At 65.9% G+C, this 26,241-nt stretch carries 23 protein-coding genes; 7 read left to right on the forward strand and 16 right to left on the reverse strand.

Annotated elements, in window-relative coordinates; genetic code table 11:
• Positions 1–90 precede the first annotated feature (90 nt).
• Together GUV69_RS17730 and GUV69_RS17735 are read left to right on the forward strand one after the other, a co-directional pair.
• Entirely contained in the window at positions 91–1,737 is a 1,647-nt protein-coding gene (locus tag GUV69_RS17730; RefSeq protein ID WP_164204822.1) for a serine hydrolase, read from the forward strand.
• A 95-nt stretch (positions 1,738–1,832) separates the two neighbouring features.
• On the forward strand, positions 1,833–2,573 hold the full coding sequence (locus GUV69_RS17735) for a GOLPH3/VPS74 family protein (RefSeq protein WP_164204824.1): 741 nt from the start codon (positions 1,833–1,835) through the stop codon (positions 2,571–2,573).
• A gap of 79 nt (positions 2,574–2,652) precedes the next feature.
• On the opposite strand, the gene GUV69_RS17740 is transcribed toward GUV69_RS17735, so the two are convergent.
• The 7 genes from GUV69_RS17740 to GUV69_RS17770 form a co-directional block, all read right to left on the reverse strand.
• Positions 2,653–3,894: an NYN domain-containing protein gene (locus GUV69_RS17740; RefSeq protein ID WP_164204827.1), complete on the reverse strand. Its 1,242-nt coding sequence runs from the start codon at positions 3,892–3,894 to the stop codon at positions 2,653–2,655.
• Positions 3,895–3,938: 44 nt separating this feature from the next.
• Complete coding sequence (locus GUV69_RS17745; protein ID WP_164204830.1) at positions 3,939–5,360, reverse strand: MFS transporter; 1,422 nt, start codon at positions 5,358–5,360, stop codon at positions 3,939–3,941.
• A gap of 133 nt (positions 5,361–5,493) precedes the next feature.
• Positions 5,494–6,870, reverse strand: a complete 1,377-nt coding sequence (locus GUV69_RS17750) for a DUF3100 domain-containing protein (RefSeq protein WP_164204832.1) — start codon at positions 6,868–6,870, stop codon at positions 5,494–5,496.
• Positions 6,867–8,105 (reverse strand): amidohydrolase, encoded by a 1,239-nt coding sequence (locus GUV69_RS17755; RefSeq protein WP_164204834.1) that lies wholly within the window; start codon positions 8,103–8,105, stop codon positions 6,867–6,869. The genes GUV69_RS17750 and GUV69_RS17755 overlap by 4 nt, the downstream gene beginning before the upstream one ends.
• A 41-nt stretch (positions 8,106–8,146) precedes the next feature.
• A complete protein-coding gene (locus GUV69_RS17760) occupies positions 8,147–9,694 on the reverse strand; it encodes an aldehyde dehydrogenase family protein (protein WP_164204836.1) in 1,548 nt (515 codons plus the stop codon).
• A 33-nt stretch (positions 9,695–9,727) separates the two neighbouring features.
• A complete protein-coding gene (locus GUV69_RS17765) occupies positions 9,728–10,654 on the reverse strand; it encodes an NAD(P)-dependent oxidoreductase (RefSeq protein ID WP_164204838.1) in 927 nt (308 codons plus the stop codon).
• Positions 10,655–10,703: 49 nt separating this feature from the next.
• Positions 10,704–11,600, reverse strand: coding sequence for a MurR/RpiR family transcriptional regulator (locus GUV69_RS17770; RefSeq protein WP_164204840.1), 897 nt, complete (start codon positions 11,598–11,600; stop codon positions 10,704–10,706).
• Between the two features lie 145 nt (positions 11,601–11,745).
• Here GUV69_RS17770 and GUV69_RS17775 point away from each other — a divergent pair, with 145 nt between their 5' ends.
• The 3 genes from GUV69_RS17775 (at position 11,746) to GUV69_RS17785 (ending at position 14,584) form a co-directional block, all read left to right on the forward strand.
• Positions 11,746–12,456 (forward strand): GOLPH3/VPS74 family protein, encoded by a 711-nt coding sequence (locus GUV69_RS17775; RefSeq protein WP_164204842.1) that lies wholly within the window; start codon positions 11,746–11,748, stop codon positions 12,454–12,456.
• 33 nt (positions 12,457–12,489) lie between these two features.
• Entirely contained in the window at positions 12,490–13,674 is a 1,185-nt protein-coding gene (locus GUV69_RS17780; protein WP_164204844.1) for an FAD-dependent monooxygenase, read from the forward strand.
• A gap of 565 nt (positions 13,675–14,239) precedes the next feature.
• Positions 14,240–14,584 (forward strand): DUF3846 domain-containing protein, encoded by a 345-nt coding sequence (locus tag GUV69_RS17785; protein WP_164204846.1) that lies wholly within the window; start codon positions 14,240–14,242, stop codon positions 14,582–14,584.
• Here the strand turns inward: GUV69_RS17785 and GUV69_RS17790 are convergent.
• The 3 genes from GUV69_RS17790 to arsA all read right to left on the reverse strand — a co-directional run bounded on the left by GUV69_RS17790 (position 14,581) and on the right by arsA (position 18,066).
• Positions 14,581–15,564 (reverse strand): DMT family transporter, encoded by a 984-nt coding sequence (locus tag GUV69_RS17790; RefSeq protein WP_431197114.1) that lies wholly within the window; start codon positions 15,562–15,564, stop codon positions 14,581–14,583. The genes GUV69_RS17785 and GUV69_RS17790 overlap by 4 nt on opposite strands.
• Positions 15,561–16,166 carry a TetR/AcrR family transcriptional regulator gene (locus GUV69_RS17795; RefSeq protein ID WP_164204848.1) on the reverse strand — a complete coding sequence of 202 codons (606 nt, stop codon included), beginning with the start codon at positions 16,164–16,166 and terminating at the stop codon, positions 15,561–15,563. The genes GUV69_RS17790 and GUV69_RS17795 overlap by 4 nt, the downstream gene beginning before the upstream one ends.
• Before the next feature lie 139 nt (positions 16,167–16,305).
• Positions 16,306–18,066: an arsenical pump-driving ATPase gene (gene arsA, locus GUV69_RS17800; protein ID WP_164204850.1), complete on the reverse strand. Its 1,761-nt coding sequence runs from the start codon at positions 18,064–18,066 to the stop codon at positions 16,306–16,308.
• Positions 18,067–18,422: 356 nt separating this feature from the next.
• Between arsA and GUV69_RS17805 the strand changes: the two genes are divergently transcribed.
• Together GUV69_RS17805 and GUV69_RS17810 are read left to right on the forward strand one after the other, a co-directional pair.
• Positions 18,423–18,743, forward strand: a complete 321-nt coding sequence (locus GUV69_RS17805; RefSeq protein ID WP_164198704.1) for a hypothetical protein — start codon at positions 18,423–18,425, stop codon at positions 18,741–18,743.
• A 165-nt stretch (positions 18,744–18,908) separates the two neighbouring features.
• Positions 18,909–19,925, forward strand: coding sequence for a manganese catalase family protein (locus GUV69_RS17810; protein ID WP_244292771.1), 1,017 nt, complete (start codon positions 18,909–18,911; stop codon positions 19,923–19,925).
• Between the two features lie 81 nt (positions 19,926–20,006).
• On the opposite strand, the gene GUV69_RS17815 is transcribed toward GUV69_RS17810, so the two are convergent.
• Genes GUV69_RS17815 through GUV69_RS17840 form a run of 6 tightly spaced genes read right to left on the reverse strand, consistent with a single transcriptional unit; the run spans position 20,007 to position 26,043 of the window.
• The gene (locus GUV69_RS17815) at positions 20,007–20,318 is read right to left on the reverse strand and encodes a putative quinol monooxygenase (RefSeq protein WP_164204852.1); all 312 of its coding nucleotides are present in this window, start codon (positions 20,316–20,318) and stop codon (positions 20,007–20,009) included.
• Between the two features lie 39 nt (positions 20,319–20,357).
• A complete protein-coding gene (locus GUV69_RS17820; protein ID WP_164204854.1) occupies positions 20,358–21,554 on the reverse strand; it encodes an ABC transporter ATP-binding protein in 1,197 nt (398 codons plus the stop codon).
• 2 nt (positions 21,555–21,556) lie between these two features.
• A complete protein-coding gene (locus tag GUV69_RS17825) occupies positions 21,557–22,450 on the reverse strand; it encodes a carbohydrate ABC transporter permease (protein WP_164204856.1) in 894 nt (297 codons plus the stop codon).
• Positions 22,451–22,454: 4 nt separating this feature from the next.
• The gene (locus GUV69_RS17830) at positions 22,455–23,402 is read right to left on the reverse strand and encodes a carbohydrate ABC transporter permease (RefSeq protein ID WP_164204858.1); all 948 of its coding nucleotides are present in this window, start codon (positions 23,400–23,402) and stop codon (positions 22,455–22,457) included.
• A gap of 26 nt (positions 23,403–23,428) precedes the next feature.
• Positions 23,429–24,694, reverse strand: a complete 1,266-nt coding sequence (locus GUV69_RS17835) for an ABC transporter substrate-binding protein (protein WP_164204860.1) — start codon at positions 24,692–24,694, stop codon at positions 23,429–23,431.
• Positions 24,691–26,043, reverse strand: a complete 1,353-nt coding sequence (locus tag GUV69_RS17840; protein WP_164204863.1) for an NAD(P)H-dependent oxidoreductase — start codon at positions 26,041–26,043, stop codon at positions 24,691–24,693. The genes GUV69_RS17835 and GUV69_RS17840 overlap by 4 nt, the downstream gene beginning before the upstream one ends.
• Between the last annotated feature and the right edge of the window lie 198 nt (positions 26,044–26,241).

Consider the following 26,241-nt stretch of genomic DNA (forward strand, 5'->3'; position numbering starts at 1 on the left):
CTCGCTGCAATGCGCGGTTCACTATGGAGGGAATTGGGTGGGCCGGTACGGACCGGAACGCCCGCCGCCTGACGGCTCAAGGGAGAGTCCATGGACAGCACTGGTTCCGTTTCCCCTAACCGACGTACGCTGCTGAAGGCGGCCGGGATAGGTGCGGCCAGCGTTGCCGCCATCCCCCTGCTGTCCTGCTGCACCGCAGAACCTGCCCGGCTCGCGTCATCAACCCCGGCGTCGCTGCTCCCGGCCCCGCCGGGCCAGGTCGAGCCGCTGCTGGACCGGGCGAAAGTTACAAACGCCTTAGGCAAGCTCGAGGACCTGGTCCGCGAAGCCATGGAGAGCACCGGACTCCCGGGGATGGCTGTGGCCGTGGTGTATCAAGACGAGGTGGTGTACTCCGAGGGCTTCGGGGTCCGGGAAGTGGGGAAACCCGGGGAGATCACTCCTGACACGGTGTTCCAGGTGGCTTCGGTGTCCAAACCCCTCGCGTCCACAGTGGTGGCAGGACTGGTGGGGCGGCAGGTCATTAACTGGACCGACGCCGTCGTGGACCATAACAAGAACTTCGCGCTCAAGGATGACTACGTCACGCGGAATGCGAGCTTTGCTGATTTGCTGTCACACCGCAGCGGGCTGAAAACGGGCTCGGGCGACCTGCTGGAGGACCTCGGCTACGACCGCGCGTACATCCTCGGCCACCTCAACCAGGAGCCCCTTGACGCGTTCCGGTCCAGCTACAACTACAGCAACTTCGGCTTCACGGAAGCGGGCCAGGCAGCGGCCGATGCGATGAACATGACCTGGGAGGATCTGGCCGACGAGGTCCTGTTCCGGAAGCTGGGCATGTCAGCCAGCAGCTACCGTCACTCGGACTATGAGAGGGCAGCCAACAGGGCCATCCTGCATGTGCCGCTGGGGAACAAAGAGTGGGCACCGAAATACCGCCGCAACGCCGATTCCGAGGCTCCGGCCGGGGGAGCGAGCTCATCAGTGCGGGACCTGGCCCAGTGGCTCCGGCTGCAGCTCGGAAGCGGCAGTTACGAGGGCCAGCCCGTTATTGATCCCGCCGCCCTCCAAACCACCCACGTTCCCCACTCAGTCTCCGGTCCGGCGTCGGCTCCGGCTGCCCGTTCCCGCTTCTACGGGCTGGGCTGGAACGTCTCCTACGACGACCAGGCACGGGTCCAGCTGGGACACTCCGGGGCGTTCAATCTCGGTGCAGCCACCGCCGTCTCGATGCTTCCCGGAGAACAACTGGCCATTGTGGCCCTGACCAACGGGCGCCCGCAGGGCATTCCTGAAGCAATCGCCGCCGGCTTCCTGGATGCAGCCCAGCACGGGTCTCCCACGGTCGCTTGGCTGGCCTTTACTGCCGGCGTCTTCAAACAAATAGATGAGGCCGACAAACCGGAGGTCGACTACACGAAGGTTCCCTCCAACCCTTCCCCTGCCAGGGCAAACAGTGCGTACACCGGCACCTATGACAATTCCTACTATGGCCGGCTGGAGGTCTTTGACGAGGACGGCAAATTGGCCATAAGGATGGGGCCCGCCGCCAGTCCGACGGACTTCCCGCTCACCCACTTTGACGGCGACACGTTCAGCTTCGAATCCGTCGGAGAAAATGCCAACGGCCTGGCCGGCGCAATTTTTGCAGGGGCAAGCGACGGCCCGGCTCCAAGTGTCACGCTGGACTTCTACGACAGAACCGGGCTGGGAACCTTCACGCGGGCCTCGTAACGGGGCGGCACCCATCACCAGCGGACGACGGCGGGACCCGGTCGTCCGCTCAAATTTTCATTGTGGTCAACCCACAACAGGGCCACCATGATCGTATGAACGCTCAAACACCGAAGACGTCGGAACTAAACCTTCCCCAGGCCTTCCTCCTTCTGGCAACGAACGACACCACCGGCAAACCTGAAGTGCCGGTGTTCGCACTGAGGACCACGGTGGCCGGGGCAATACTGGCCGAGCTGGACCTGCTCGGTGCGATTGAGCTGCAGGGGAAGAAGGTCAGGGCCACCGGTGCCACCCCCGAAACCGACCTCCAGCACGAACTGGACGTCATCCGCGGCAAATCACGGCCGCATTCGCCCAAGAGGTGGGTCTCTATGCTTGAGGGCCGCGCCGAAGTGCAGCGTGTCTACGAGAGCATGGCGGCCCTGGGGATCGTGGAACATGTCGGTGAAAAGCACCTGGGCCGGTTCCGGGCCGTGCGGTACCCCGAGAAGGACCATGCGCCGGAGGCGGCGCTCCTCAAGAAGGTCGAGGCTGCACTCAGCGGCCCGCCGTCCGAGCTCGAGGTGCCTGATACGACGGTCCCTATCGATGCCTCAGTGCCCGGCGCGCCTGATGTCGGGGCCCCCGGGTCCAAGCCCGTTTCCAAGGGGCCCGAGGCCAGGACCATCGTGCTGATTGCCCTTTTGCAGGCGGCCGGGCTGCTTGGGAAGCTCTTCCCTTCAGCCGATCTGACCGCAGCAAGCGAGCTCTCCAAGGATTACTGGCCCACCCGAGCTGTGGAGGACGAACTTCGGCTGATCAGGCTGGCGGAGCAGGAAGCCGCAACTTTGTAGCGCCTGGAACCGCGTTGAGCGGAAACAGGCTCACACGCACGACGGCGGGAGGCTCCGCCGTCGTGCGTTCCACCCAGGGTCAGTGGTCCAGCAACCCGCCGCTGGCCCAGCGCCGCACCGCGAGTTTTTCCGCGGCGTCGAACTCCAGCAGCGCCACCCTGCAGAGTTCCTCCACGTTCGCGGTCCATGCTGCGGCCAGGCCTTCCGGTGTCGCCTCGTCGTTGAGCGGGAAATTGGCGTAGGCAATGCCTTGCAGGACGAAGCTCACGGCGTTGCGGGAAACGGGCTGGTCCGCGTTGACGCAATCGTCCCGGACCTGCCGGGACAGTTCGGTGCGGTTGACGGGATGCTCCCGTAGCCTCGCCGCCATGGCCTGGAACATCTGCCGGAACTGGGCCGCCGAGAGTGCCGGCACATCCGTGACCCTGGTGACCTGCTCCTCGATGCCCGGCTCGAGATCGCCGGGTGCGGGCAGGTCCTCGCTGGAAAACCGCTTGCCGTCCCAGACCCAGCCGCCCTGTGCGGGGGAGTATTCCACGCCCTGGCCGATCTGGGACACCCAGGTCCCGAACTTTCCGAAGCCGGCCCAGTCTGTCTTCAGCGACGGCTCGGCCGTCAGCGCCCGGTGGGCCACCATCGCGCCCACCACCGGGCCCGGGGCGGCACGGACCAGATCGAGGACGTCACGGATCGCGGGTGATGCTGCCTTGAACCTGGTCTTGGCCTTCGCGGTGACCGGGGCATCCTGCTGCTTTAGGGATGCGACCGCATGAATCGGTTCCGCTGTGGTGCCGTTGAGGATGGCCACGAAGTCGTGGGACTCCACCACATGGTCGGCCATCTCACGGTAGGCGAACGCCACGGCGCCGGCGGCAATGACCGTGGTCATCCGGTCCGCAGCCCGGAACCGCTGGATGAGGGACGTGAAATCGGCGTCAGCCGAGGCGATGAAGAATTCTTCGATGCCAACGTTGCCGGACAGGGCGTCCATCGCATCGAGCACCAGGTTGATGTCGGTGCTGCTCTTTCCGCGCTGGGTCAGGGACGGGCAGTCGATCACGCGGAAGCCTGCACGGGTCCAGTAGGTCCGGTACTTCGAATACACCACCGGGTTCAGGTAGCAGTTGCGGATCAGGAAGCGGCGGGTGTCCTCGCCCGAGCTTCCGGAGGATAACGCGTCCGCCCAGTGCTTGGGGTCTTCGGCGAAACGCTTTGCCGCCAGCGGATCGAGGGCCTGCAGACCGGTAAAGACATTGTCAAAATCAACAAACATCGCAGCACGGATACCAGGCCTGCGGGACGGTGAAAGCGCCTCATTCATTGGCTAAGTGTGACAGTCAGGGCGCCCGGCTGCACTCATCCTGTTCAAGACTCTGCCGCCTCCCTCTCCTCAGCAGCCGCCTGCGCATACGACGCCGACACCCGGCGGTAGACCGGGGTCAGGAAGGCCAGCAGCGCGGCCGCGATCATGATGGTCCCGGCCACCAGGAAGATCAGGGCGATGCCGCGGGAGACGCCCTCGCCCAGCAGCGGGGCCAGCTGGGCGGCGCCCTCCGGGGAGCGTCCCCAGGGGATGATCCAGACCTGTGCCAGCGGGGCAATGAGGAACGCGGTGATGGGCGCCGCCGCGGACTCGAAAGCCATGGCGAAGCCGAACACCCTGCCCTGGCGGGGGAGGGGTACCACCCGCTGGATGACTGTCTGCTCGGCGGCCTCCACAAAGGGGATCAGCACCATGTAGAGCCAGATGCCAACGATGTACAGCCAGGCCCACTCCCGGATGGTGAACACGGCACCGAGGACGCCCATCACGATCACCGCGAAGAGCATGGTGCGCAGCGGGTTGGACCCGAGCCCGAACTTGCCGATCAGAGCACCGCCCAGGATGAAGCCGGTGGCGCCGATAGCGAAGACGGCTCCCCAGGCTTCCACCGGGAACATCTCCAGGCCGTAGGGGTCCATCAGCGCCATGTAGACGCCGCCAATGAAGTTGTTGAACGTGCTGAACAGGATCAGCGCGAACAGCCCGGCAATGGCCAGGACGGCGGCGATGGACCCGCGCAGGTCGAACGCGCCGTGGGCGTCCGTGGCGGCCACGCGGACTTCCTCGGGCATGCGCAGGGTGAGCAGGTGCGCGAAGGCCAGCGCAGTGAGCACCAGGGACACCACAATGGTCCAGCCCATACCCAACAGCCCGACCGACAACCCGGAGAGCACCGACGTGACGATAAACGCCAGCCCCTGCACCATGCCCACCATCCCGTTGGCGTTGGCCCGCCGGTCCGGATCGATGAGGATGGTGACGGTGGTTGACAGGGCCACGTTGCGCATGTTCTCCACCACCGCACCCACCAGGATGATCAGGGCGAAGATCCAGAACCACGGCTGCGTCAGGTCCAGCATCGAGGCTCCGGGCGTCAGCAGGAACATCACCCCGGCCAGCAAAAACATGACCAGGGTGAAACCGGCCGCGAAGCGCATCACGGCAAGCTTGCGGTAGCGGTCCACGAACGTGCCGAAACTGATGCTCGAAACGGCGATCAGCAGCATGTAGGCGCCGCCGATCACCCCGGTGGCGATCACATTGCGCGTCTCCAGGTACACCCAGAACGTCAGGGCGAACCAGAGATAGCTTGTGGTTATGTTGGCCAGGGCGGTGTTAATCAGGATGCCGGCGAACGTGCGGGACCGCTGTGCCGGACTGCGCAAAGTGGTGTCGATGGCGTCGGGGTCGGCCAGGCCTGAAGACTCCGCGACCCCGGCCTGGGCCGGTTCGTGCTCGGTCATGCCTCCACTTTAGTAACAACCGGCTGACGCGGGTACCCCACTTACGGCCGACTTAAACGGAAACGGCCGACGGCGGGAGGTCCCGCTGTCGGCCGTTCACCTTCTCCGCCGCAGCAGCGGGGAGCGTCGCAGGTTAGTGCCAGAGGCCGAGGGCGAACTCTGCGATCACCGTGGAGAGCAGGAAGGACGCCGTGATGGCCACCAGGCCCACGGGGATGATCTTCCAGCCGATATTCTTCAGCAGCGGGATGTCCTTGCCGAGCGACAGGCCCGCGAGGGTCAGCATCACGGTGGCGATGGACAGGAAGTCCACGGTCTTGACGGCCGCGTTCAGCGGTTCCGCGCCGAAGAACCACGGGCTGGAGATGTAGGCGCCGATGGTGGTGACAAAAACGATCGCCGAGATCTTCCGGGTGAGCTTCGCCAGCGCAATGCTGAGCAGGACCAGGGCAAGCATGATGGCGTACCCGGCCACAATCGAGATGCTGAAACCCTTCGCCGCCACCGACGCCGTGCCGATGCCCAGCACCGTCAGGACCGATAGCGACAGCCACAGCGGAAGCTTCATGGCCGCGGAGGATTCGGCCACGCGCTCCCGGAACAGCCGGTTTTCTTCCGCCTGTGCTGCGTCGCGGTCAACGTCGGCAGCGGACCGCTCGGCAGGCGCCCCCGCCGTCACGGCCGCAGTTTCACGGGCCGTCTGCTTGCGGGTGAGGGCCTTGTAGAACTTGTCGGCCAGCGGCAGCGCGATGTAGATGCCCACATAAACGCCCAGGACGGTGGTGATCAGGTTGGACACGGCCGCCATGCCCAGGATGGCTTCCTCGTCGGCCGGGTAGGCCGCCACGATGCTGGCCGCGGAGGCCGCCATCATGGACCCGGACCCCACGCCGGCGCCCATGGCCAGGGCCAGCGGATCGAAGATCTTCCAGTTGGCCACCAGCGAGGTCAGGAGCGTGATGAACACGGCACCGAACAGCGTCCCGAAAACGTACATGGCCAGGACGCCGCGGTACTGGTCCGAATCGGGTCCGTACTTCTCGGACACCATGGCGAACGACGGCTCGCGGTCCAGCGAGAACGTGGCACCCACGGTGGCCTTGCCCATCCTCAGCAGGACGGCGAGGGGGAGCGCCAGCACGATGGTGCCCAGCAGGTGGCCCACCTCCTGGAGGAGCAGCGCCGGCCCCGCCTTGAGCAGGGTGGGCAGGCTGGGGCCGATGTTGAAGGCCAGTCGAGCCACCAGGAGCAGCACAGCCACGCCCACCAGGGCGGCCGCGACGCGCTGCAGGTCCAGGCCGAGCGGCTTGAACTTCTGGACCGAGACCAGCAGGCCCAGAATGAGGCCCCACACCATGGGGAAGATGATGATCGAGCCGATCCCGACGTCGATCTTGGCCTGCCCGATGAACTGGACCGCCAGCGCAATGACGAAGGCCAGGGCGGCAATCGGGAGGGTCAGCCTGGTGCCGGCCTTGTCCGTCCGCGCTGTTTTGGTGCTGCTGCTCATGATGTGCCTTCCTGGGTGAAAGCTTCCTGGGTGGAAGTACGACGGCGGTATGCCGCTTGGGTGAAGCGTTCCCGTTCTGCGGGGGTTGAGGCGGCCGCGGCGACGGTCCAGGCCAGCGCGGTGGCGGCCTCGAACATCGCCCCGTACGCCTGCGGGGTGTCGGCCAGTGCGGCGAACGCGTGCGAGTGGATGGGTACGTTGGCCCCGGGGATGCTCAGCCAGGGGTGCAGGGACGGGATGACCTGGGAGATGTTGCCCATGTCCGTTGAGCCGCCGCTGAGCCCGGACGAACGGGACGTGTCCTTGCCGAACACATCCATCGCATCCGTCCAGTGCGCCGCGAGGGCGTCGTCCTGAAGCAAAGGCTCGTAAAGGGGTTCGGTTGCTTCGATGGCCAGCGTTGTTCCGGTGGCCAGGGCCGCTCCCTCAAAGCAGCGCCGGACCCGCTCCAGCAGGGCCTCGTACTCCGGCAGGGTGAAGGCCCGGCACTCAAACTGCACCACGGCCTTGTCCGGGATGATGTTGGTGACGTGTCCGGCCTCGGCCACGAAGCAGGCGATGCGGTGGTCGCTGGGGATCTGCTGGCGGAGCAACCCGATGGCCACCTGGCTCAGCACGGCGGCGTCCGCGGCGTTGATGGCCTGGTGCGGTGCCGCCGCCGCATGCGCGGCCTTCCCGGTGAACGTGGCCTTGTACCGGCCCACCGCCTGTGCGCTGGTGCCCGCGGGGTTGTAGGTCAGCCCGTCCTGGACGGGATGGACCATCAAAGCCAGCCCCACGCCGTCGAACGCACCCTGTTCCAGCATCAGCGCCTTGCCGCCGCCGTGCTCCTCCGCCGGTGTCCCGATGGCCTTGAGCGTGATGCCCAGTTCGTCCGCGTACGGCGCCAGGGCAAGCGCGGCCGCGACCGAGGCGCCGGCGATCAGGTTGTGCCCGCACGCATGCCCGATGTCAGGGAGGGCGTCGTATTCCACGCAGAGCGCCACCGTGAGCTCGCCGCTGCCGGCAGTCCCGGTGAACGCCGTGGCCAGCCCGCCGGTGCCGCGTTCCACCTCAAAGCCGCCCTCTTCCAGCAGCCTTGCGATGGCATCAGCCGAGCGGACCTCCTCGAAGGAGACCTCCTTGAGCGCGTGGATTTCCTGCGCCAGTGCCTGGACGCGGGGCCTCCAGCGTTCGACGGCGTCCGCCAGGGCCGTGCGGAGCGTCGCCGTGGGCGGGGTGTCTGTCAGTTCCATAAGTACCTGCCTGCTCTGTTTTTGCGTGTCAGTTTGAGGTGTCAGTAGGACAGCGACGGGAAGGGCGATCCTGCCGCGCGGGTGGGCACCCAGATGGCCTTGGTCTGGGTGTACTCGTCCAGGACGCCGGGGCCGGAGGAGCGGCCGTGGCCGGAATCGCCGAAGCCGCCGAACGGGACCGCCACGTGGATGGTCTTATACGAGTTGATCCAGAACGTGCCGGCCTTAACCTCGCGGGCAACGTGGTGGGCGCGGGACACGTCCGAGGTCCACACGGCGCCGGCCAGGCCGAAGTTCGTGTTGTTGGCCCGGGCAATGGCTTCTGCTTCGGTATCGAACGCGTCCGCGCCCACCACGGGACCGAAGACTTCCGTGGTTTCGAGCCGGTTCGCCGGCGTTACCCCGTCCAGCAGGGTGGGCATCACCCAGTGGCCGCCGGCCAGGGCGGACCCGGCCAGCGCCTCCGGAAGCGTGGCCCCGGTGACCCGGCGGCCGCCGTCGTGCATTCCTGCCTCGATGAGGGTGGTGACGGTGGCGAACTGCCGGGCTGTGATGATGGGGCCCACCTCGGTGTCCGCGCTCAGCGGGTCGCCGACGCGCAGCTTTGCCGCCTTGGCGGCCACCAGCTCCACAAACTGCGCGTGCACGCTCCGCTCCACCAGGAGCCTGGAGCCGGCCACGCACGATTGGCCGGCGCCGGAGAAGATCGCGGAGATGGCACCGTCCGCGGCACGGTCCAGGTCGGCGTCGGCGAATACGATGTTGGCGCTCTTGCCCCCGAGTTCCAGGAGGGCGGGGATCCCGGCCTGCGCGGCAGCAACAGCCACGCGGCGGCCGGTGGGGACGGAGCCGATGAAGCTGACTTTGCCCACGCGCCGGTCGGTGGTGAGGGCGGCGCCGACGGTCTGGCCGAGCCCTGCGGCGACGTTGAAGACGCCTGCCGGCAGGCCGGCTTCGTGGGCCAGCTGGGCGAGCCGGACCGAGGAGGCCGGGGTGAATTCGCTGGGCTTGATGATCACGGCGTTACCGGCCGCGAGCGGGGCTGCGGAGTTCCAGCCGGCTGTGAACAGGGGAGCGTTCCACGGCGTGATGGCGACGACGACGCCCCAAGGCATGCGCTCGGTGTAGGTGTGCCAGTTGCCGGGGACCGGGATGGTCTGGCCGGTCAGCTTGTCCGCCCAGCCGGCGTAGTAGCCGAACATTTCGGCCACCTTGGCGGCTTCGGCACGGGTGTCGCGGATGGGCTTCCCCGTGGTGGCAGATTCGAGGATGGCAAGTTCCTCGCCGTGCTGTCCGACGACGAGGCTGACGTTGCGGAGGATGGCGGCCCGCTCGAAGCCGTTCAGCGCCGCCCAGGCGGCCGCGCCCGCCGTCGAGCTTTCCAGGATGGCGTTGGCGCCTTCGGCGCCGGGGTCCGCGTAGGTGGCGAAGGGTTCGCCGGTGGCGGCAGCGGTGAGCGTGATGCTCCCGCCGCTGCCGGTGACTACTTTGCCGTCAACGAACGCGCCGAGACCGGCCGGGAAAGCGGCGTCCAGGACGGCCCGGGCGGTGGCCGCCGAGGAGGAGGTGGGTGCTGTGGTGATGCTCAATGTGGTGGTCCTTAAGGGCTGGGAGCTGGTTGCTTAGGAGACGGGAGCGGTGCCGGGCGCGCTGGTACCGGGGGCGCCGGCGGGCGTGATGGCCGGGGCCACGGTCCTGGCGATTTCGGTGAAGTCGGCGCGGGGTCCGAGCAGGGCCAGGGCCTCCTGCCACTGCCCGGCCACGGCGGCGAGCAGCGCCGGCGTTTCGCCGATCTGGGCGGCGACGTCCACGGCGAGGGCGGCGTCGCGGGCCATCAGCCCGAGGGAGAAGCCGGAATCGTGGGTCCCGCTGAGGACCCAGTTGGGGTACATGTTCGCGGAGACTTTGCTGCCGCCGGAGGCTTCGCTGATGCTGGCAGCCGCCGTGGCGGGATCGATGCCGTACGCCTTGGCCACGCCCAGGGCCTCGCCCACGGAAACCAGGTTGGCCGCGGCCAGGACGTTGTTGAGGAGCTTGACCACGTTGCCGCTGCCGGGGCCGCCGATGTGGCTGTACTTGCCGCCGGTGAGGGCGAGCAGCACGGGCTCGGCGGTTTTGAGGGCTGCGTCCGTGGCACCCACGAAAGCGCTCAGCGTGCCGGTTGCAGCGCCGTCGCGCCCGCCGGAAACCGGAGCGTCCACGAACGCTGCCCCCCGGGCCTCGGCGAGTTCGGCCATCCTTTTGCTGGTGGCAGGTTCGGAGGTGGTGGTGTCGATGATGGCCACGGTTCCCGGCACGGCCAGGAGCTGCGGCACGGTGGTTTCCACGGTGCTTGCCGCCGGCAGGGAGAGGACCGCGTAGGGGGTGCCGGCCACGTCCTCGAGGTTCGCTGTGGTTTTGATCCCGGCCTCCGCGGCGGCGGCCCGGGCGCCGTCGAACGGGTCGAATCCCGTGACGATCCAGCCGGCGCGGTGCAGGGTGCCGGCCATGGCTCCGCCCATGGCGCCGAGGCCTATGACGGCGACGCGGCGTTCGGTGGTGGTGTTCATGAAGTGCTCCTGAAGTCTTGCGGTGTGTGCATCGGGGGACGTGCGGGTGTCAGTCGAGGTAGATGTCCAGGTCTTTCCAGAGCTGCTGGGTGCGGCGGATGGCGGCGCGGCTGCGTTCGGGGTGCGCCGCCTCCATGCCCGCGAGCAGGCCGTAGACCAGGGAGTTTGCGGCGGTGACGGACTGGAAGAAGGAGATGCCTTCCGAGGCCACCACCAGGAGGTGATGCGCTGCCGCGGCGAGGCGGCCGCGGCGCATGTCGCTGATGGCAATCACCGTGGCACCGGCCTGCCTGGCGGCTTCGGCGGTGACGATGATCTGCTGGATGGAACGCCACATGTTGATGACCACCAGGACGTCCCCTTCGCCCAGGGTGTTGGTGCTGGACGCCAGGTGGACGCCGCCGCGGTTCTCCAGGCTGATGGGGTAGCCCATGGTGGAGCCGAGATGCGCCATCACGCTGGCTGGTCCGGCGAATGAGCCAAGCCCGACGACGGTGATTGACTTGGCGGCTGCCATCGCCGCGATGGCTGCCTCGGCGTCGTCCGCTGTATTGGATTCCAGGGTCAGGCGCAGGTTGTCGATGTCGTGGTTGAGCGCGTCGTGCAGGGGGCTGCGGTGCTCCCCGTGCTCGGTCAGCGTGTCCTCGGTGGAGATCATCACGAGGTACCGGGAGCGCAGCTCCCGCTGCAGGTCGGGCCAGCCCCGGTAGCCCAGGTGCTGGGCGGCGCGGACCACGGTGGAGTTGTTGACGTCGGCGCGCTGGGCAATTTCTGCGATGTCCGCGTAGGAGGAGAGCTGGGGATTGCGGCCGATGACATCCACCACCCGGCTCTGGGCCTTGGACAACGGGACATCGGGAAGCGCGTCCCCGAGCCACGCGTGGGAGGCTTTGCCGGTGCTGCCGGCGCCCTCCGCGTTGTCAACATCCACTGCGCTGGTGTTCACTCCGGAACCTGTTCTGTAGTGCGGATCACTCTGCAAGGCTGATTGCATCCAATGTACTCTGCAATTTTGTTTGCGAGAAGGGGTTTTGGTTTCCGGCTTGTAAATACTCGTTGTGGTGGACGGTTTTCAGCGGGACCATGGTCATATGGATGCCAACTATCAGAAGGGTGTGGAGCTAAGCCTGCCCCAGGCTTTCCTCCTGCTGGCTACGAACGACACCGACGGCGAGCCCGAGGTTGAGCCTGCTGTCCTCAGAGCCGGCGTGGCTGGCGCCACCCTGGCCGAGCTGGACCTGCTGGGAGCTATCGAGCTGCAGGGGAAGCATGTGGTGACTACCCGCGCCACCCCGCGCACGGACTTTCAGCACCAGCTGGAGATCCTCCGCGACAGGCCCGGACTGCACACTCCGAAGAAGTGCATTTCCATGCTGGAGAGCCGTGCCGAACTGCACCGCGTCTATGAAGGCATGGCAGCGCTGGGCATTGTGGAACATGTGGGCGAACGCCACCTCCGCCTGTTCAAGACCACGCGGTACCCCGAGAAGGACCACGGGCCTGAGGCAGCCCTCCTGCAACAGATCCAGGCTGTCCTTGGCGGCGATACATCCGGTAGCGATTCACCCGGTAGCGATGCAGCCGGCACTGTGCCGGCCGACGGGGCGCCGTATGCCGGATCATTCGATCCCCGGGCCACGGCGCTCGTTGGCCTGCTATACGCAACCGGGTTGTTCGGGAAGATTTTCCCTGCTGCCGATCAGAACCGGGCGCGGGACATGGCAAGAAACTACTGGCCTTCCCGAGCCGTGGCGGATGAGCTCCGCATGGTCAGGCTGGCGGAGGCCGAAGCAGCAACATAGGCACTGAAGCGGGCCTTGGTGGCGGGAGGCGATGTGAGGGTAATCGTGACCGGGGCCGGGATTGCGGGGCTGGTCGCTGCCCGCCAGCTCGGGCTTGCCGGCTGGGACGTTGAGGTCTTGGAGAAGTCTCCCACTCCGCGTCCCGATGGCTACATGATGGACTTCTTTGGGCCGGGGGTGGCGGCGGCGGAGCGGACCGGCCTCTATCCCCGGCTTGCAGCGGCTGCCTACCGGGTTGACGCGGCCGAGTACGTGGATGCGGCAGGGCGGCCCACGTCCCGGCTTGACTACCGCCGGTTCGCGGGGCTCGCCGGCGGGAACGTCCTGAGCCTGCTGCGCCCGGACCTGGAGCGCGCCGCCCTCGCCGCGCTCGGGGACGTTCCGTCCGGGCGGGTGCGCGTCCGGTATGGCGCGCCGGCTTCCCGGGTATGGAATGACGACGACGGCGTCCGGGCCGCCGTCGGCTCCCCGGAAATGATCCTTGCTGCGGATGTCCTGGTGGGCGCGGACGGCCTCCATTCCGGGGTGCGGGCCCGGATCTTCGGCCCCGAAGAGGAGTATCTGCGCCCTTTGGGGATGAGGGCTGCCGCCTTCATCGTGACGGATCACCGGCTGAATGCCCGGTTCCGGGACCGGTTCGTCCTGACGGACAGCATCGGCCGGGTTGCCGGCCTGTACAGCCTGCGTTCGGACGAGGTTGCGGCCTTGCTGGTCTACCGGTGCGGAGCAATTGAGGCAGGGGAGCTGACTGTAGGCAGTACGCGTGAGCGGCTGCGCCGTGAATTCACCGGACTCGGCAGCACTGTGGACCGGCTGCTGGAGCTATGCCCGGAGCAACCGTACGACGACGTGGTGGCACAGATTGTCATGCCGGGCTGGCATGTGGGGCGGACGGTGCTACTGGGGGATGCCTGCGGCGCGGTGTCGCTCCTCGCCGGGCAGGGCGGTTCGCTGGCGGTTGCCGGTGCCTCGCTGCTCGGAGACCTCCTTGGGCCAGTGGTCACTCCGGCGGGCGTGGGCCCGGCGCTCGCCGAATTCGAGCGGCGCTGGCGCCCGGCGGTGGAGGAGGCCCAGGCCGCCGGGAGGCGCGCCGCGTCATTCTTCCTCCCGGCAAGCCGAACCCGGCGTCTTCTGCGCCGGTTGGTCATCCGGGCCAGTCATGTGCCGGGCATCGACCGGCTTGTGGCCGGCCGGATCGTGGGCAGGATCGCCCGGTAAGTCCAAAACGCCGGAGCGGCGAAAAACCTATAAAACGCAGAAAGTTCGATGCCGGCACTTATTCAGGTGCCGACAGCGAACTTAATATGGGTTACGCAAGTGCACCGAATAAAACGGGCCAAGCAGGTTTTATTTACCATCAAAAATCCGGAAATGTGACGATAAATGCAGAATCACGCAGCTTTATCCGGCGCGCGATGCGCTTGACCGCATGAGTCCATGGTGGCGAACTGGCGGGGATTTTCGGAGAAACTGGCAATAAAAATATAAGTGTGTATGGTACTGGGTAAGCACAGAGGATAGAAAGGTGTGATTGCGTTGTCAGGAAAATCTCCCAAGAGCGGCAGTGCCAAAAAAGCGGGAAAGTCAATTCTCGAAAAGCGCGCCGAAAAAAGGGCTAAGGGCGAGACCAATGACTTGTTCGTAAAGCCGCGCAAGAACCAGCGCTAACATGCCGCGGGCAGCCGATTGCGAGACTCCTAGACCCAATCGGCTGCCTGCCACACTCATGCCGCGGAATTGAGGCCGCCCCTGAGCACGACGTTTCAGTCACAAGGACAAGACCATGAACACCAACTATCGGGCCCTGATCGTTCCTGCCCAGCTCGCCCAGCCTGTGCGCATTGAGACCGTGGATACGGGCATGGCGGCGCTGCAGAAGCTGGTTGCAGGGAACATTGAATCCATCACCAGCCGGGACTGGCACGTTTACCTGAATGATGAGGGGAGCCGCCTGCCCCAGAACTTCCGAGCCGAAGTGCTTGCCCGCGAGGCCGGGGTCCATCTCGATGACACCCTGAACGGGACAGCAGTGTTCCTGGGGCACTGCGCCCACGGGGACGAATCGGACGCTCCCATCCGCCTGATCCGGCTCGCCGAGCAGCTTTTCGACGCACCGTTGGCAGCCTAAGCGGGCTGCGTTTCGTCCATGGTCGGGACCGGCCCGGGGCGCCGCGCCGGCAGTGTCAGGATGATGAGGCTGCCGGCGATCATCGCAGCGCCGGCCCAGCCGAGGGCCGGTAGGCGTTCGCCCACCACCAGCACGGCGAGGACGGCCGCCACCACCGTCTCCGAGAGGGACAGGGTGGTGGCCGTACTGGCGCGGACGCGGGCCAGGCCCCAGCCGAACAGGACGTACCCGGCGAACATGGGGACAAGCGCCATGTAGGCACCCACTGCCAGGTTCTGCCAGGAAGCCAACAAAGGTGCTCCGGTTGCCGCCAGTACGGGCATAAGCAGCAGCCCGCCGATGCCGAAGACCGCGCCCATCACCGCCCGTGATGGCACGCCCGTGTTAATGAGCCGGTGGGCAGCCCAGGAGTAGAGGGCGTATGTCAGTCCGGCCAGCAGGCCCAGCGCGATCCCCGCGGGTGTGGACCATTCCGTGCTGCCCGATGCTGCCCCTTCGGGGTGACCGGCATCGGCGACGCACAGGAGAGCGGCGCCGCTGACGCCGAGGACGGCGCCGGCCACCCAGCGGCCTGTGAAGGGCCTCTTGTCCACCACCCTTTCGATGACAGCCGAAGCGAGGGGAGCCGAGCCGATGGAGACAACTGTTCCTACCGCCACGCCGGCCAGGTGCATGGACGAGTAAAAAGCCAGGGGGTACGCGGCCACAGCCAGTGCGCCGAGTGCCACGGTGCGCCACTGTTTTCGAAGGCTTGCGCGGAAGTCCATCATGGGCCGCACGGCGATCGCCGCCTGCAGCACGCCGCCGAACCCCATGGCCACCGCGCCGATCGCCAGCGGGCTGACACCCGGAGCGAACGTGGCCGCCGTGCCTGTGGTGCCCCACAGGACAGAAGCGGCGAGCACAAACAGCGCGCCCCAGGTGGTCCCGTGAAACCGGGCCCCCGTCACAGGCCGGGTCGCCGGGCGGGCCGCCGTCACAGGGCGCCGATCAGGGTGGCCGCGATGCCGCGCGCCTCCAGGACGCAGCGATCGTCGCCTTCGAGTCCGGCGCGGACCATCGCCCCTTCGAGAAGGAACGCCAGATGCTGCGCCAGGGGAGCAGCCTGCTTTGCCGGATCGGGCAGGAACTCGGCCAGATGACCGGCCAGGAGCGCTTCCACCTCTTCCTTGTGCCGCCGGACCACCGCACGCCCGGGGTCGCCGGCAGGCAGTTCAGCCGCCGCATTCAGGAGCCCGCATCCGCGAAAACCGTGCTCGTAGGGCAAGTCGGCGTGGTCTGCGTAGGCATCAAAGACGGCCAGCACGCGGTCTTTCGGTGTGGCAGCCTTTTCCAGCCGCGCCCGGTACAGCCCCAGCCATTCCTCATGCCGGGCGTAGAGGTAAGCAGCCACCAGGTTGGCCTTGGACGCGAAGTTGTTGTAGAGGCTTTTCTTGGCCACGCCAGCCTCGGCTGTGATGGTATCGATGCCCGTCCCGGTGAGGCCGTGGGCATAGAAACGCCTGGCGGCCGCCTCCAGGAGCGCCTCCCTGGCTGGTCGGCGTGCGGGGGGCGGTGCCGATGCAATCTGCTTCGCCGTCATGGCCGGTCCTTTCCCCGAGGGGTGAGTAGGTAGCCCAGTCTACCTACTCCAAGCTGGGAACGCACGACGGCGACCTCCCGCGGTTTCCCTGCAGGGATCCCTTGGCCTGACGCTGATCTTTGCGCCTCCTGGATCCTCGTCAGGCGGGCTGGGAGCTGAGCGCGGTCAGGGCGGACAGCCTCGCTTCACCGATGGGTTCTTCGGGTAACAGGGGAATGAGGGCGACCCGGTCCGTCAGGGTGTGCACCTTCGTGATCTGGTCCATTTCGCCCGCGGCGCGGGCCTGCAGGAACGGCGTCTGCGGGTGTGCGGCCGCGATCGAGTTGTTGATGACCCACGCCCAGGGGTGGATTCCGGCCCTTTCCAAGTCGCCCTGGAGTTCTTCGGCTTCGAGCACGGGCGTCGTTTCGGCCAGGGTGACGAGGACGACCTTGGTCTGTGCCGGGTCCTGAAGCCGCATGAGCGGCGTCACGAATCCCATGGCGTCGCCAACCTGGCGGGCGATCTCTCGGTGGTACGAACCGGTGGCGTCCAGGAGCAGCAGGGTGTGGCCGGTTGGTGCGGTGTCCATCACGACAAAGTGCCGGCGGGATTCCTGGACCACCTTGGAGAACTGCCGGAACACAGCCACCTCGTCGGTGCAGGGCGACAACAGGTCCTCAGCGAGGGCCGCGCGCCCATCATCGTCCAGGTTTCGGCCTTTGGTCTCCATGACGTGGCTCCGGTACTCCGTAATGGCCGCTTCCGGATCGATGCGGGAGACCGTCAGGCCCGGGATGGAACCGTGGAGGGTCTCGGTAAGGTGCGCTGCGGGATCCGTCGTGGTGAGGTGGACCGCATGGCCTCGTTTGGCCAGAGCGACCGCGATGGCGGCAGCTACGGTGGTCTTCCCGACCCCGCCCTTGCCCATACACATCACGAGGCCGTGGCCACCTAACTCCACTTCGTTCACCAGAGCGGCCAGCGGGGCGTCCTCGACGTCGGCCACCGCGGCGTCATCAGTAAAGACGGCTTCGGACGTGGCCGCGAAAAGGGACTCAAGTGCCGGAATGCCGACCATGTTCCCCGGCTTCAGATCCAGAACATCGCGGGGCAGCCCGGCAACCGCTTCGGGAATGGCCGCGATGGCTGCCGCTTCCCGGGCGCGCAATGCCTGCGCCAGATCCTCCTCGCCTGCGGCTTCCGGGAGGACGCCGTTGACGACGACGTATCCGCCACCGATCCCGATCTGGTTGAGTTCGAGGTAGGTCCGCTCAATCTCGCCCAGGGACGAGGTCTGGGCGCGGCTCACCAGGACAAGCCTGGTCCTCGCCGGGTCCGTGAGGGTCTGGACTGCCTTGGCGTACACCTGCTTGTGCTTTTCCAGCCCTGAGAGCGGGCCCAGACAAGAGGGGTCTCCCTTGCCGGCAGCGAGGAAATCGGTCCACGAACCGGGCAGCTGCAGCAGCCGGAGGGTGTGGCCCGTCGGGGCGGTATCGAAGACGATGTGGTCATAGTCCCCGTAGGAAGTGTCGTCGGCGAGAAGGTTGGTGAACTCGTCAAAGGAGGCGATCTCCGTGGTGCAGGATCCTGAGAGGCTCTCGGCGATGCCGACCAGTTCCGTCTCTGGCAGGAGCCCCCGGACGGGGGCGATGATCCGCTCCCGGTAAGCCTCGGCTGCCTGCTCCGGGTCGATTTCCAGGGCCGATAGGCCCGGCACATCCCGAAGGGGGGTGACGGTGTTCCCGATGATCATGCCGAAGACCTGCCCGACGTTGGATGCGGGGTCGGTGCTCACCAGCAGGACTTTCCTGCCGGACTTGGCGAGGGTGAGCGCAGTTGCGCACGCTACGGAGGTCTTGCCCACACCGCCCTTGCCGGTAAAGAACAGGAATCGGGGCGCGTTCTGGAGAAACTTCACGACCGGGACCTAGCTGCAGCTCGCTGAGCCGCCGCAGCAGCCAAACTTTTCGATCAAGGACGTGGTCCATGTCAGGGCCACAGACCCCGGTGTCACAGCAGACTCGGATTCGTAAATTCGAATAGCAGGCATGTTGTTCTCCTGGGGCCTTCGTGGGACGTACGCGGTGTGATTGCGACTTCTCCTCAGAGTATCGACAATCGTCGATACACAGAAGGGTGCGGGTAAGCTCACGACCCGAGTGCCGACAAGGAGAGAGCAACTTGCCAAGCCCCGACAACCCTGCCCAGCCGGAGGTGGCATATGAGTCAATGCGGCACCTTCCCGGCGCCCGCGTGCGGTGGGACGATTTCAGTATGAGCGCAGACATTCCTGACAGCACCCACGACCATGGCCCGCACCTGCATGCCCACTCGGCTCCGACAACACAGCAAATTCGGACGGTGGGGCAACGACGCCGCGAGGCGGAGGAAAAATTGGAGCACCACCTCCAGGAGGCCCGGCACAAAGAGCACCCTCACCACGACGGCGATGCTGAGCCTGCTGAGCCGGATTCCGTGGACAGCAGCGACGTTGCTGCCATCCAGGGAGATGAGGACCTGACCGCCGCAGACCGCGTGGACATGATCGCCAACCAGGTGGTCCCCGAGGGCGAAGGATCCACGGGCCGCCAGTAATCCCGGGGCGAGGCCTTCCCGGAGTCTGATGACCGGCGCCGCTGCGCCGTGACTTCGCCATGCCTAAATGATAAGTATGCTTGCCAATTGGATGATAAGCATGCTTATGGTAGTGGCGCGGATCACTTCAATGCTCCGTCATCAGATCAATGAGTGAGGAAGCCCATGTACCTGCATACACAGCTTTTGATCAACGAAATCGCCGCCGACGAGCCGGATCCGGCTGCCGCCAACGCCCTACAGGAGGGTCTCGGCGGGCAGTTCGGCGAGATGCGGACCATGATGCAGTACCTGTTCCAGAGCATGAACTTCCGTGGCGACGCCGCCGCCAAGCCCTACAAGGATCTGCTTCAGGGCGTAGGCACGGAGGAGATCAGCCACGTCGAGCTCATCGGAACCACCATCTCCCAGCTCCTGGACGGCTCCCCGCGGTACCAGGGCAAAAAGACCGACCCCGTGGATGAGCCGGGAGCCAAAGGTGCCACGCCCCTGAAGATCGCGCTGGACACCAGCAACATCCACCATTACCTTGTGGGCGCGCAGGGTGCTCTGCCGGTGGACGCGGCAGGAAACCCCTGGAGCGGCTCCTACGTCTACAACAGTGGCAACCTGGTCCTGGACCTGCTGTACAACCTCATGCTGGAATCCACCGGGCGGCTGCAGAAGTGCCGGATCTACGAGATGACAGAAAACAAGACGGCCCGGTCCACCATCGCGTACCTCATTGTCCGGGACCAGGCCCACGAGAACGCCTTCGCCAAGGCACTCGAATCCCTGGGGGTGAACTGGGGCAAGGTGCTGCCCATTCCTAAAACCAACGCCGAGCAGTTCCCCGAGGTCAAGAAACTGCTGGACGTGGGCCTGCAGAGCATCCAGTACACATTCAGCGCGGACAACCTCAGCGAGGCCGGCAAGCTCTACCGCGGCGCCTCGCCCTCCAATGACGGCACCGAGCTCAGCACGGACGTTATGCCTGAGGGTTTCCCCATGACCATCTCCCCGGAGCGCCGCGAGGAGTTCTCCCCGGGGCTCGACCCCGACCTCCTCGCCCTGATCCAGGCCACGGCGGAGGTGGAGCTCCAGGACGCGAACAACCCCAAGGACACCACGGCTACGTCTGACGGCAAGGGCCGGGCAAAGAGCGCCGCCGCGAGCCCGGCCAAATCCGCAAAGAAGTCTTAGCCGGACTGTCTGGCCGGGCTGTAAACGGCAGAGGTCGACGGCGGGAAGGTCCCGCCGTCGACCTTTTTCTTTGCGTGCCTGCTAAAGACTGCCCTGGTGTGCGGTCCCCGCCGGGATCGGCACCAGGCGGGTAACTTCCACGGGCCTTTCGAGGAGCCCCTCGAGTGAGGCGTTGAGCCGTTTGACGGGATCGCCGGCGCCGTGGGCGTCCAGCAGTTCCGCAGTTTCCCATTTTTCGATCATCATGATCTGGCCGCCGGGTGACTCGTGGATGGCGTACAGCAGGCAGCCGGCTTCTTCGTGGACTTCTGCGATCGCGGGGGACAGGGCAGCCACTACCTGGTGGTAGGCGCCTTCTTTGGGAGTGAACTCTGCGGTGACAACGATGGTCATAGTGCTTTTCCTTAAGAATGAAGGGGATTGGAGATCATGTCAGCCGTGGGAGGACAGCAGTCCGGCGTCGGATTCCTGCGCTGCTGACGCCAGGTTCGCCCCGGTGCCGGTGTCGAAGTAGCTGGCCATCCCGGCGTTGAAGGCTACAGTGCACGGGTCACCGGCCATCAGGCGGGTCTGCCCCGTCTGACGGATCCAGATCAGGTCGTCCTGGTTGAGCTCCCACAGCTTCAGGTCCAGGGTCCGGTCTGGCTGAATGCCGATCAGGGTGTCCGCGCCGAGGTCTTCGACTCGCCGGACGGTTCCTGCCAGGCCCGGCCCGTCGACGTCGGCAGAGACAGTCAGGTGTTCCGGGCGCAGGCCCAGTGTGACGGTGCCGGCCTGGAGCCGGACACCTTCGGGTGCCGGGAGCCGAAGGCCTCCGAGTGCCGGCTGCCCGTCGGTGACGCTCGCGGTCATGAGGTTCATGGGCGGGCTGCCGATGAACCGGGCCACGTACGTGTTGGCGGGGCGGGCGTAGATTTCCTGGGGTGTGGCGTGCTGCTGCACGATGCCGTTGTGGAGGATGACGATCTGCGTGGCCATGGTCATGGCTTCAACCTGATCGTGCGTGACGTACACAAAGGTCTTCCCGGTGAGTTTGTGCAGCCGGACGATTTCACCCCGCAGTTCCGCGCGGAGCTTGGCATCGAGGTTGGACAGCGGCTCGTCGAGCAGGAACATCGAGGGGTCGCGGATCAGGGCGCGGGCCAGGGCGACGCGCTGGCGCTGTCCGCCGGAGAGGCCGCCGGGCTTGCGCTTGGCATACTCGTCCAGTTCCAGCATGGAGGAGACGCTGTCCACCCGCTCGGTGATGTCCTTGGAGGAACCGAAGATACGGCGTGCGATCGCGCTGATGCCCGGAATATGGTGCCAGCCCTTGAACTTGTCCAGGGCCAGGGGGAACGCAATGTTCTCGCGGACCGTCAGGTGCGGGTAGAGCGCGTAGGACTGAAAGACGAACGCGATGTCCCGTTCGCGCGGGCTTTGACGGTTCACCCGCAGGTTGTCGAAAATGATGTCGCCCTTGGTGGGATCCGTGAGCCCGGCAATAATGCGGAGCAGGGTGGACTTTCCGGATCCCGATGCCCCGAGGAGAACGAGGAACTCCCCGTTGTCGACGTCGGCGCTGAAGTCGTGGATGACCTGCGTGTCGCCGAAGCGCTTGCTGATGTTGCGTAGTGAGAGCTTTGCCATGATCAACCTTTGACTGAGCCGGCCGTGAGGCCCGAGACGATGCGACGCTGGACAAGGAGGAAGAAAATCAGCGCCGGGAGGGTGAACAGCAACGCCGCAGCCATGACGGAGTTCAGGGACGTCAGGTATTGGCCGATGAAGGACGCCAGGCCCACGGACGCCGGCCAGAGGTCGCGTTCGGCGATGAACGTCTTGGCCAGGAGGAACTCGTTCCACCCGTCGAAGAAGTTGATGACGGCGGCGGCGGCGATGCTGGGAAGGATCAGGGGCGTGAGGACCAGCGACAGGATAGTCACGCGGGGGCAACCGTCGACGGCGGCCGCCTCCTCGATCTCGTAGGGAATCGCATCAATGGCGCCCTTGATGATCCAGACGCTCACGGGCATCGTGAAGGCGACGTTGGCCAGGATCAGGCCACCCATTCCGTTCAGCAGACCGAGCGAGGCGAACAGTGCGTAGATGGGAACCACCAGGAGCGCCTCGGGCAGCATCTGGGTGGCGAAGAGCAGGAACCCTGCCGCGCCCTTTCCGTAGAACTTGAACCTAGACAGGGCGTAGCCCGCCAGTACGGCGAAGATCAGGGACAGCAGTGTGGTGCCGCCGGCGATGACCATCGAGTTGGTGAGCCATTTGAAGATGGGCACACTGCCGATGACGTCGCCGAGGTCCGCCAGCCGTTCCCAGTGCGGCCACCAGCCCTGGGCCTGGCCATAGAGCTCGGAGTCCTGGCTGAGTGCGGTGTTCAGCATCCAGTAGAGCGGAAAACCGGAGAACAGAACCAGGGCGGCCAGCATGAGGATACGGACGGGCTTGCTGAAGTTACGCTTGCCCGGCGCCTTCAACCGCCGCTTGTGCGGGGCGTGCTGTGTGACGGGGGGTGCTTCGTGCGTAGTCATTGTTCTAGGCCTCCTTGGCGGCGTTGCGGCGTTCCATCATGAAGTAGACAACGGTGACCACCAGGGACAGGACCAGGCCGAGAGCGCCGATTGCTGCCGCGCGGCCCAGTTCCTGGTTGCTGAAGGCCTGCCGGTAGACGTTGACCACGAGGGTGTTGGTGCTGTCGACGGGGCCGCCGCCGGTGAGGAGGTAGATGATCTCGAAACGCCGGATGGACCAGATCGTCATGAGGAGGGTGACCACCCTGACGGTCGGGGCAATGTGGGGCCAGGTGACAGCCTTGAACGTTTCCAGGGCCCCGGCGCCGTCCATGCGGGTGGCTTCGTAGAGTTCGCTCGGAATTGACTGGAGCGAGGCGAGCACCACAAGCATGACGAGGGGCATGACTTTCCAGACGGAGGTGAGGACCACGGCAGCCATGCCGTACTTCGGATCCACCAGCCAGCCCTGCTGGCCGACGCCGAACACGCCGACCACCTCATTCAGCACACCGTCGGAGCGGTTGAAGATCCAGCTGAAGATCAGTGCGGTGGCAACGGTGGGAACGGCCCAGGGGAGCGTGATGATGGCCCGGACAATGGTGCGGCCCTTGAACGCCTGATTCAGCAGAAGGGCTGCCCCTGCTCCGATGGCCACCGCAAAGATGACCGTGGCAGCCGTGTACAGAACCGTGGCGCCGAGCGAATTGTAGAACTGGGGACTGCTGAGCAGCCGGGAGTAGTTGTCGAATCCCACCCCGGTTCCGCCGTCCGGCCTGACGAGCGGGGTCTTGGTGAAGCTGAGCTGAATGCCCTGCACCACCGGGATGATCATGAAGATGATCAGGTAGATGACCGCCGGGCCGATGTAGATGTACGGCGAGATCCTCTGCCACATATGGTGCTTGGAGGGGGCGTCCTGGATCTGGGTCGGTGCCACGGCTGGCGGGGAGATCGAAGTTCGGAGCGTCATTGCCCGGGTCCTTTGCTTTGGTTCACTCAGCCAAGGAGCTGAGTTACTTGTTTCTGTGCGGTGGAGAGCGCCGCGGCGGCGTCACCGCCGTCAACGAGGTAGCGTTCCACCTGCGTCATGACTTCGCGCATGATGGCCTTGGTCTGGGCCTCGTAGCCCTTGATGAGCGGGCTCCTCGATTCCGCTGCCAGGTCGATGAACGACTTCGCCCACGGGTTCGCTGCGGCGTAGTCGGGCGCGAGCGGGACGTCGGTGGCCAGGGTTGAGGGTCCCATGGCCTTTCGCAGTGCCGCCTGGCCGGCATCGGAGCCGACCCAGCCGACAAAGTCGACTGCCAGGTTCTTGTTCTTGCCGTAGCCGTTGACTGCCAGCACAATTTCCTGGTGCGCGGACGGCCGGGGGAGCGGGATGCGATCGGCGAAGCCGATGTCCGCCGAGGTCAGTGCCTTGGAGGAGCGCAGGATACCGGCGACAGTCGATGAGACGTCGATCATCATGCCCAGGCGTCCCTCGCGGAACTTCGTGCGCATTGTTGATGCGTCGTCGCCGATTGGCATGGCACCCGAGCGGTAGATCTCCCCGAACGCCTCGACGCCGGCGATGTTCTCAGCGGAGTCAATGGTCGGGCGTGAGCCGTCCGACCACGATCCGCCGTGCCCGTAGGTCCACACGTCGAAGTCCATGAACCAGGAATCGAACTCCGTCATCTGGTGGCGGACACCAAACCCGTCCAGCCCCGTGGCGGACCGGATCCCGGCTGCGGCCGAGATCAGCTCCTGCACGTTGGTTGGCGGGGCGACGTTGGCCTTCTCCAGGAGTCCCCGGTTCCAGAAGAAGTTCCAGTTCAGCCGTTCCCACGTGATCCCGTACTGCACCCCGTTGACCAGCCCGGACTTGTTCGTGTGGTTGAACGGGGTGCCCTTGTGCGAATCGATGACCGAGGTGAGCGGGGCCAGGATGCCGGCGTCGGCCAGCGGGTAGAAGTTGACGTCCTGGACCACGAAGACATCGGGCCCGCCCTTGCCGCCGAGCTCGGTGTTGAGCTTGTCCGCGAAGGAAAGGAACGGTGTGGTGCTCTGGGCAAGGCTCGCAGAGGGATTGGCTTCCTTGTAGGCCTGGATGGCCTGCCACATGGCCTCGCCGCGGCCCGGCTCGAGCCACTGCCAGCTGCCAAACTTCAAGGTGCCGCCGGCCGACGCGGCACGGTTGGGGTCGAGTCCCGGGCCGGCGCCGCAGCCGGCAAGCAGCATGCTCGCCGCCGCGGCCCCCAGGAAGGTGCGCCGGTCGATCATGTCGCGGGCACCACGTCGAGTGCGAGGGCCTCCGTCTCGCGCCGCAGCTTCAGGGCTTCGTCCAGGGAGGTGTCGATTTCGACGTCGTCCCAGCCCACGATGCCGCCCTCGGGTACGTCGTTGATGAGCTTGACGTGGTGGGCCATGGCGACCGGCAGGGCACGGTCCCGGACCGACTTCTCGGCTGAGATGAGCTTGCCCCAAACCGTGAAGCCGCCCTCGCCGTCGAGGATTTCCCCGGCGCGCAGGTCCTTCTTGGCGCAGGCGACGACGTCGGCATGGAAACCTTCCGGTGCGCCGGTGGCCACACCGCGAAGGACGGCGTTGGCGATGGAGATGTTGAGCTCCAGGCCGACGTAGTGGTACGGACGGTAGAGCGCGGCGTACTGGCCGGTGGGGTCCGGATGCCAGGGGTATTCCTGGAAGCAGCCGGAGACGTACTTATTGGTGGCCTTCACCACGACGAAGACGCCTTCCTGGGTGTTGTGGGGGATCCAGTCGCCGTCGCGGGTCACGCTGGACATCACGTCCACGCTTCCGATGTTGCTGAGCACGCCGCCGTCGGCCGCGGGACGGCAGATGGTGGCAATCTCTTCCACGTTCCCCGGGGTGAAGGTCAGCCCTTCGTCGGACGGGCGCAGGCCCGCAGCGTTGGCTACGGCGGCCATTTCGATGGCGGCTTTGGTGCCGTCACGGAAGGAAGTGTGCATGTTGGGGTTGAGCTGGCCGGAGTCTGTCAGTTCCTTGGAGAACTCCCAGTTTTCCCACACGTTGTCCGGATTCATCTTGTGGTAGTGCTCAAGGTACTTGGCGCCCTTGCCTGCACAGACGACGTCGAAACCGGATGTCCTGGCCCAGTCGACGAGTTCCCAGATCAGTGCCGGCTGATCGCCGTATGCCAGTGAGTACACAACGCCGGCCTCCTTGGCACGCTTAGCCAGGGCCGGGCCTGCCAGGGCGTCTGCCTCGACCGTCACCATGATGATGTGCTTGCCGGTCCCGATGGCCCGGAGTGCGTGGTTGATGCCGACGATCGGGTTGCCGGTGGCCTCAACGATGACGTCCAGATCGGCGTCGAACAGTGCGGAGGCATCCGTGACCACTGTGGTTGCCCTGGTGGCGAGGGCCGTCCCGATGTCTTCGACGAAAGCTTCCTCGGGCCAGTCGACCAGCTTGAGGGCGCCCTTGGCGCGCTCCGCGTTGATGTCAGCGATGGCGACAACGTGGATGCCGGGGATGTTCCTGGCCTGTGCGAGGTACATGGTGCCGTAGCGTCCGGCGCCGATCAGGCCCACACGGATCGGGGCGCCTTCGGCCTCGCGCTGGGTCAGAAGTTTGTGCAGGTTCATAACTACCTTTCAATGGGTGCGGCTCCATCCCGTATGGATGGCCGGCGGAAGCATCGGGTCCGCCGCAGCGTTGCGGGGGATGCTCAGGTGTCGTGCTGGGGGGTGTGCTCCCTCAGTCCCTGACGGTGCTGCGGTAGACAACCGGCTCTGAAGTAAACATAATGGAACCGGTTACACTTTTATTTCACACCTGCTCGG

The sequence above is a fragment of the [Micrococcus luteus] ATCC 49442 genome (assembly GCF_010367585.1).
Classification (GTDB): domain Bacteria; phylum Actinomycetota; class Actinomycetes; order Actinomycetales; family Micrococcaceae; genus Arthrobacter; species Arthrobacter luteus_A.

Excerpts from the sequence above, each read along its gene's own strand:
- GUV69_RS17730 (WP_164204822.1), top strand. The coding sequence starts at position 91 with ATGGACAGCACTGGTTCCGTTTCCCCTAACCGACGTACGCTGCTGAAG.
- GUV69_RS17735 (WP_164204824.1), top strand. The coding sequence starts at position 1,833 with ATGAACGCTCAAACACCGAAGACGTCGGAACTAAACCTTCCCCAGGCC.
- GUV69_RS17740 (WP_164204827.1), bottom strand. The coding sequence starts at position 3,894 with ATGAATGAGGCGCTTTCACCGTCCCGCAGGCCTGGTATCCGTGCTGCG.
- GUV69_RS17745 (WP_164204830.1), bottom strand. The coding sequence starts at position 5,360 with ATGACCGAGCACGAACCGGCCCAGGCCGGGGTCGCGGAGTCTTCAGGC.
- GUV69_RS17750 (WP_164204832.1), bottom strand. The coding sequence starts at position 6,870 with ATGAGCAGCAGCACCAAAACAGCGCGGACGGACAAGGCCGGCACCAGG.
- GUV69_RS17755 (WP_164204834.1), bottom strand. The coding sequence starts at position 8,105 with ATGGAACTGACAGACACCCCGCCCACGGCGACGCTCCGCACGGCCCTG.
- GUV69_RS17765 (WP_164204838.1), bottom strand. The coding sequence starts at position 10,654 with ATGAACACCACCACCGAACGCCGCGTCGCCGTCATAGGCCTCGGCGCC.
- GUV69_RS17775 (WP_164204842.1), top strand. The coding sequence starts at position 11,746 with ATGGATGCCAACTATCAGAAGGGTGTGGAGCTAAGCCTGCCCCAGGCT.
- GUV69_RS17785 (WP_164204846.1), top strand. The coding sequence starts at position 14,240 with ATGAACACCAACTATCGGGCCCTGATCGTTCCTGCCCAGCTCGCCCAG.
- GUV69_RS17795 (WP_164204848.1), bottom strand. The coding sequence starts at position 16,166 with ATGACGGCGAAGCAGATTGCATCGGCACCGCCCCCCGCACGCCGACCA.
- GUV69_RS17805 (WP_164198704.1), top strand. The coding sequence starts at position 18,423 with ATGAGCGCAGACATTCCTGACAGCACCCACGACCATGGCCCGCACCTG.
- GUV69_RS17810 (WP_244292771.1), top strand. The coding sequence starts at position 18,909 with ATGTACCTGCATACACAGCTTTTGATCAACGAAATCGCCGCCGACGAG.
- GUV69_RS17815 (WP_164204852.1), bottom strand. The coding sequence starts at position 20,318 with ATGACCATCGTTGTCACCGCAGAGTTCACTCCCAAAGAAGGCGCCTAC.
- GUV69_RS17820 (WP_164204854.1), bottom strand. The coding sequence starts at position 21,554 with ATGGCAAAGCTCTCACTACGCAACATCAGCAAGCGCTTCGGCGACACG.
- GUV69_RS17825 (WP_164204856.1), bottom strand. The coding sequence starts at position 22,450 with ATGACTACGCACGAAGCACCCCCCGTCACACAGCACGCCCCGCACAAG.
- GUV69_RS17830 (WP_164204858.1), bottom strand. The coding sequence starts at position 23,402 with ATGACGCTCCGAACTTCGATCTCCCCGCCAGCCGTGGCACCGACCCAG.
- GUV69_RS17835 (WP_164204860.1), bottom strand. The coding sequence starts at position 24,694 with ATGATCGACCGGCGCACCTTCCTGGGGGCCGCGGCGGCGAGCATGCTG.
- GUV69_RS17840 (WP_164204863.1), bottom strand. The coding sequence starts at position 26,043 with ATGAACCTGCACAAACTTCTGACCCAGCGCGAGGCCGAAGGCGCCCCG.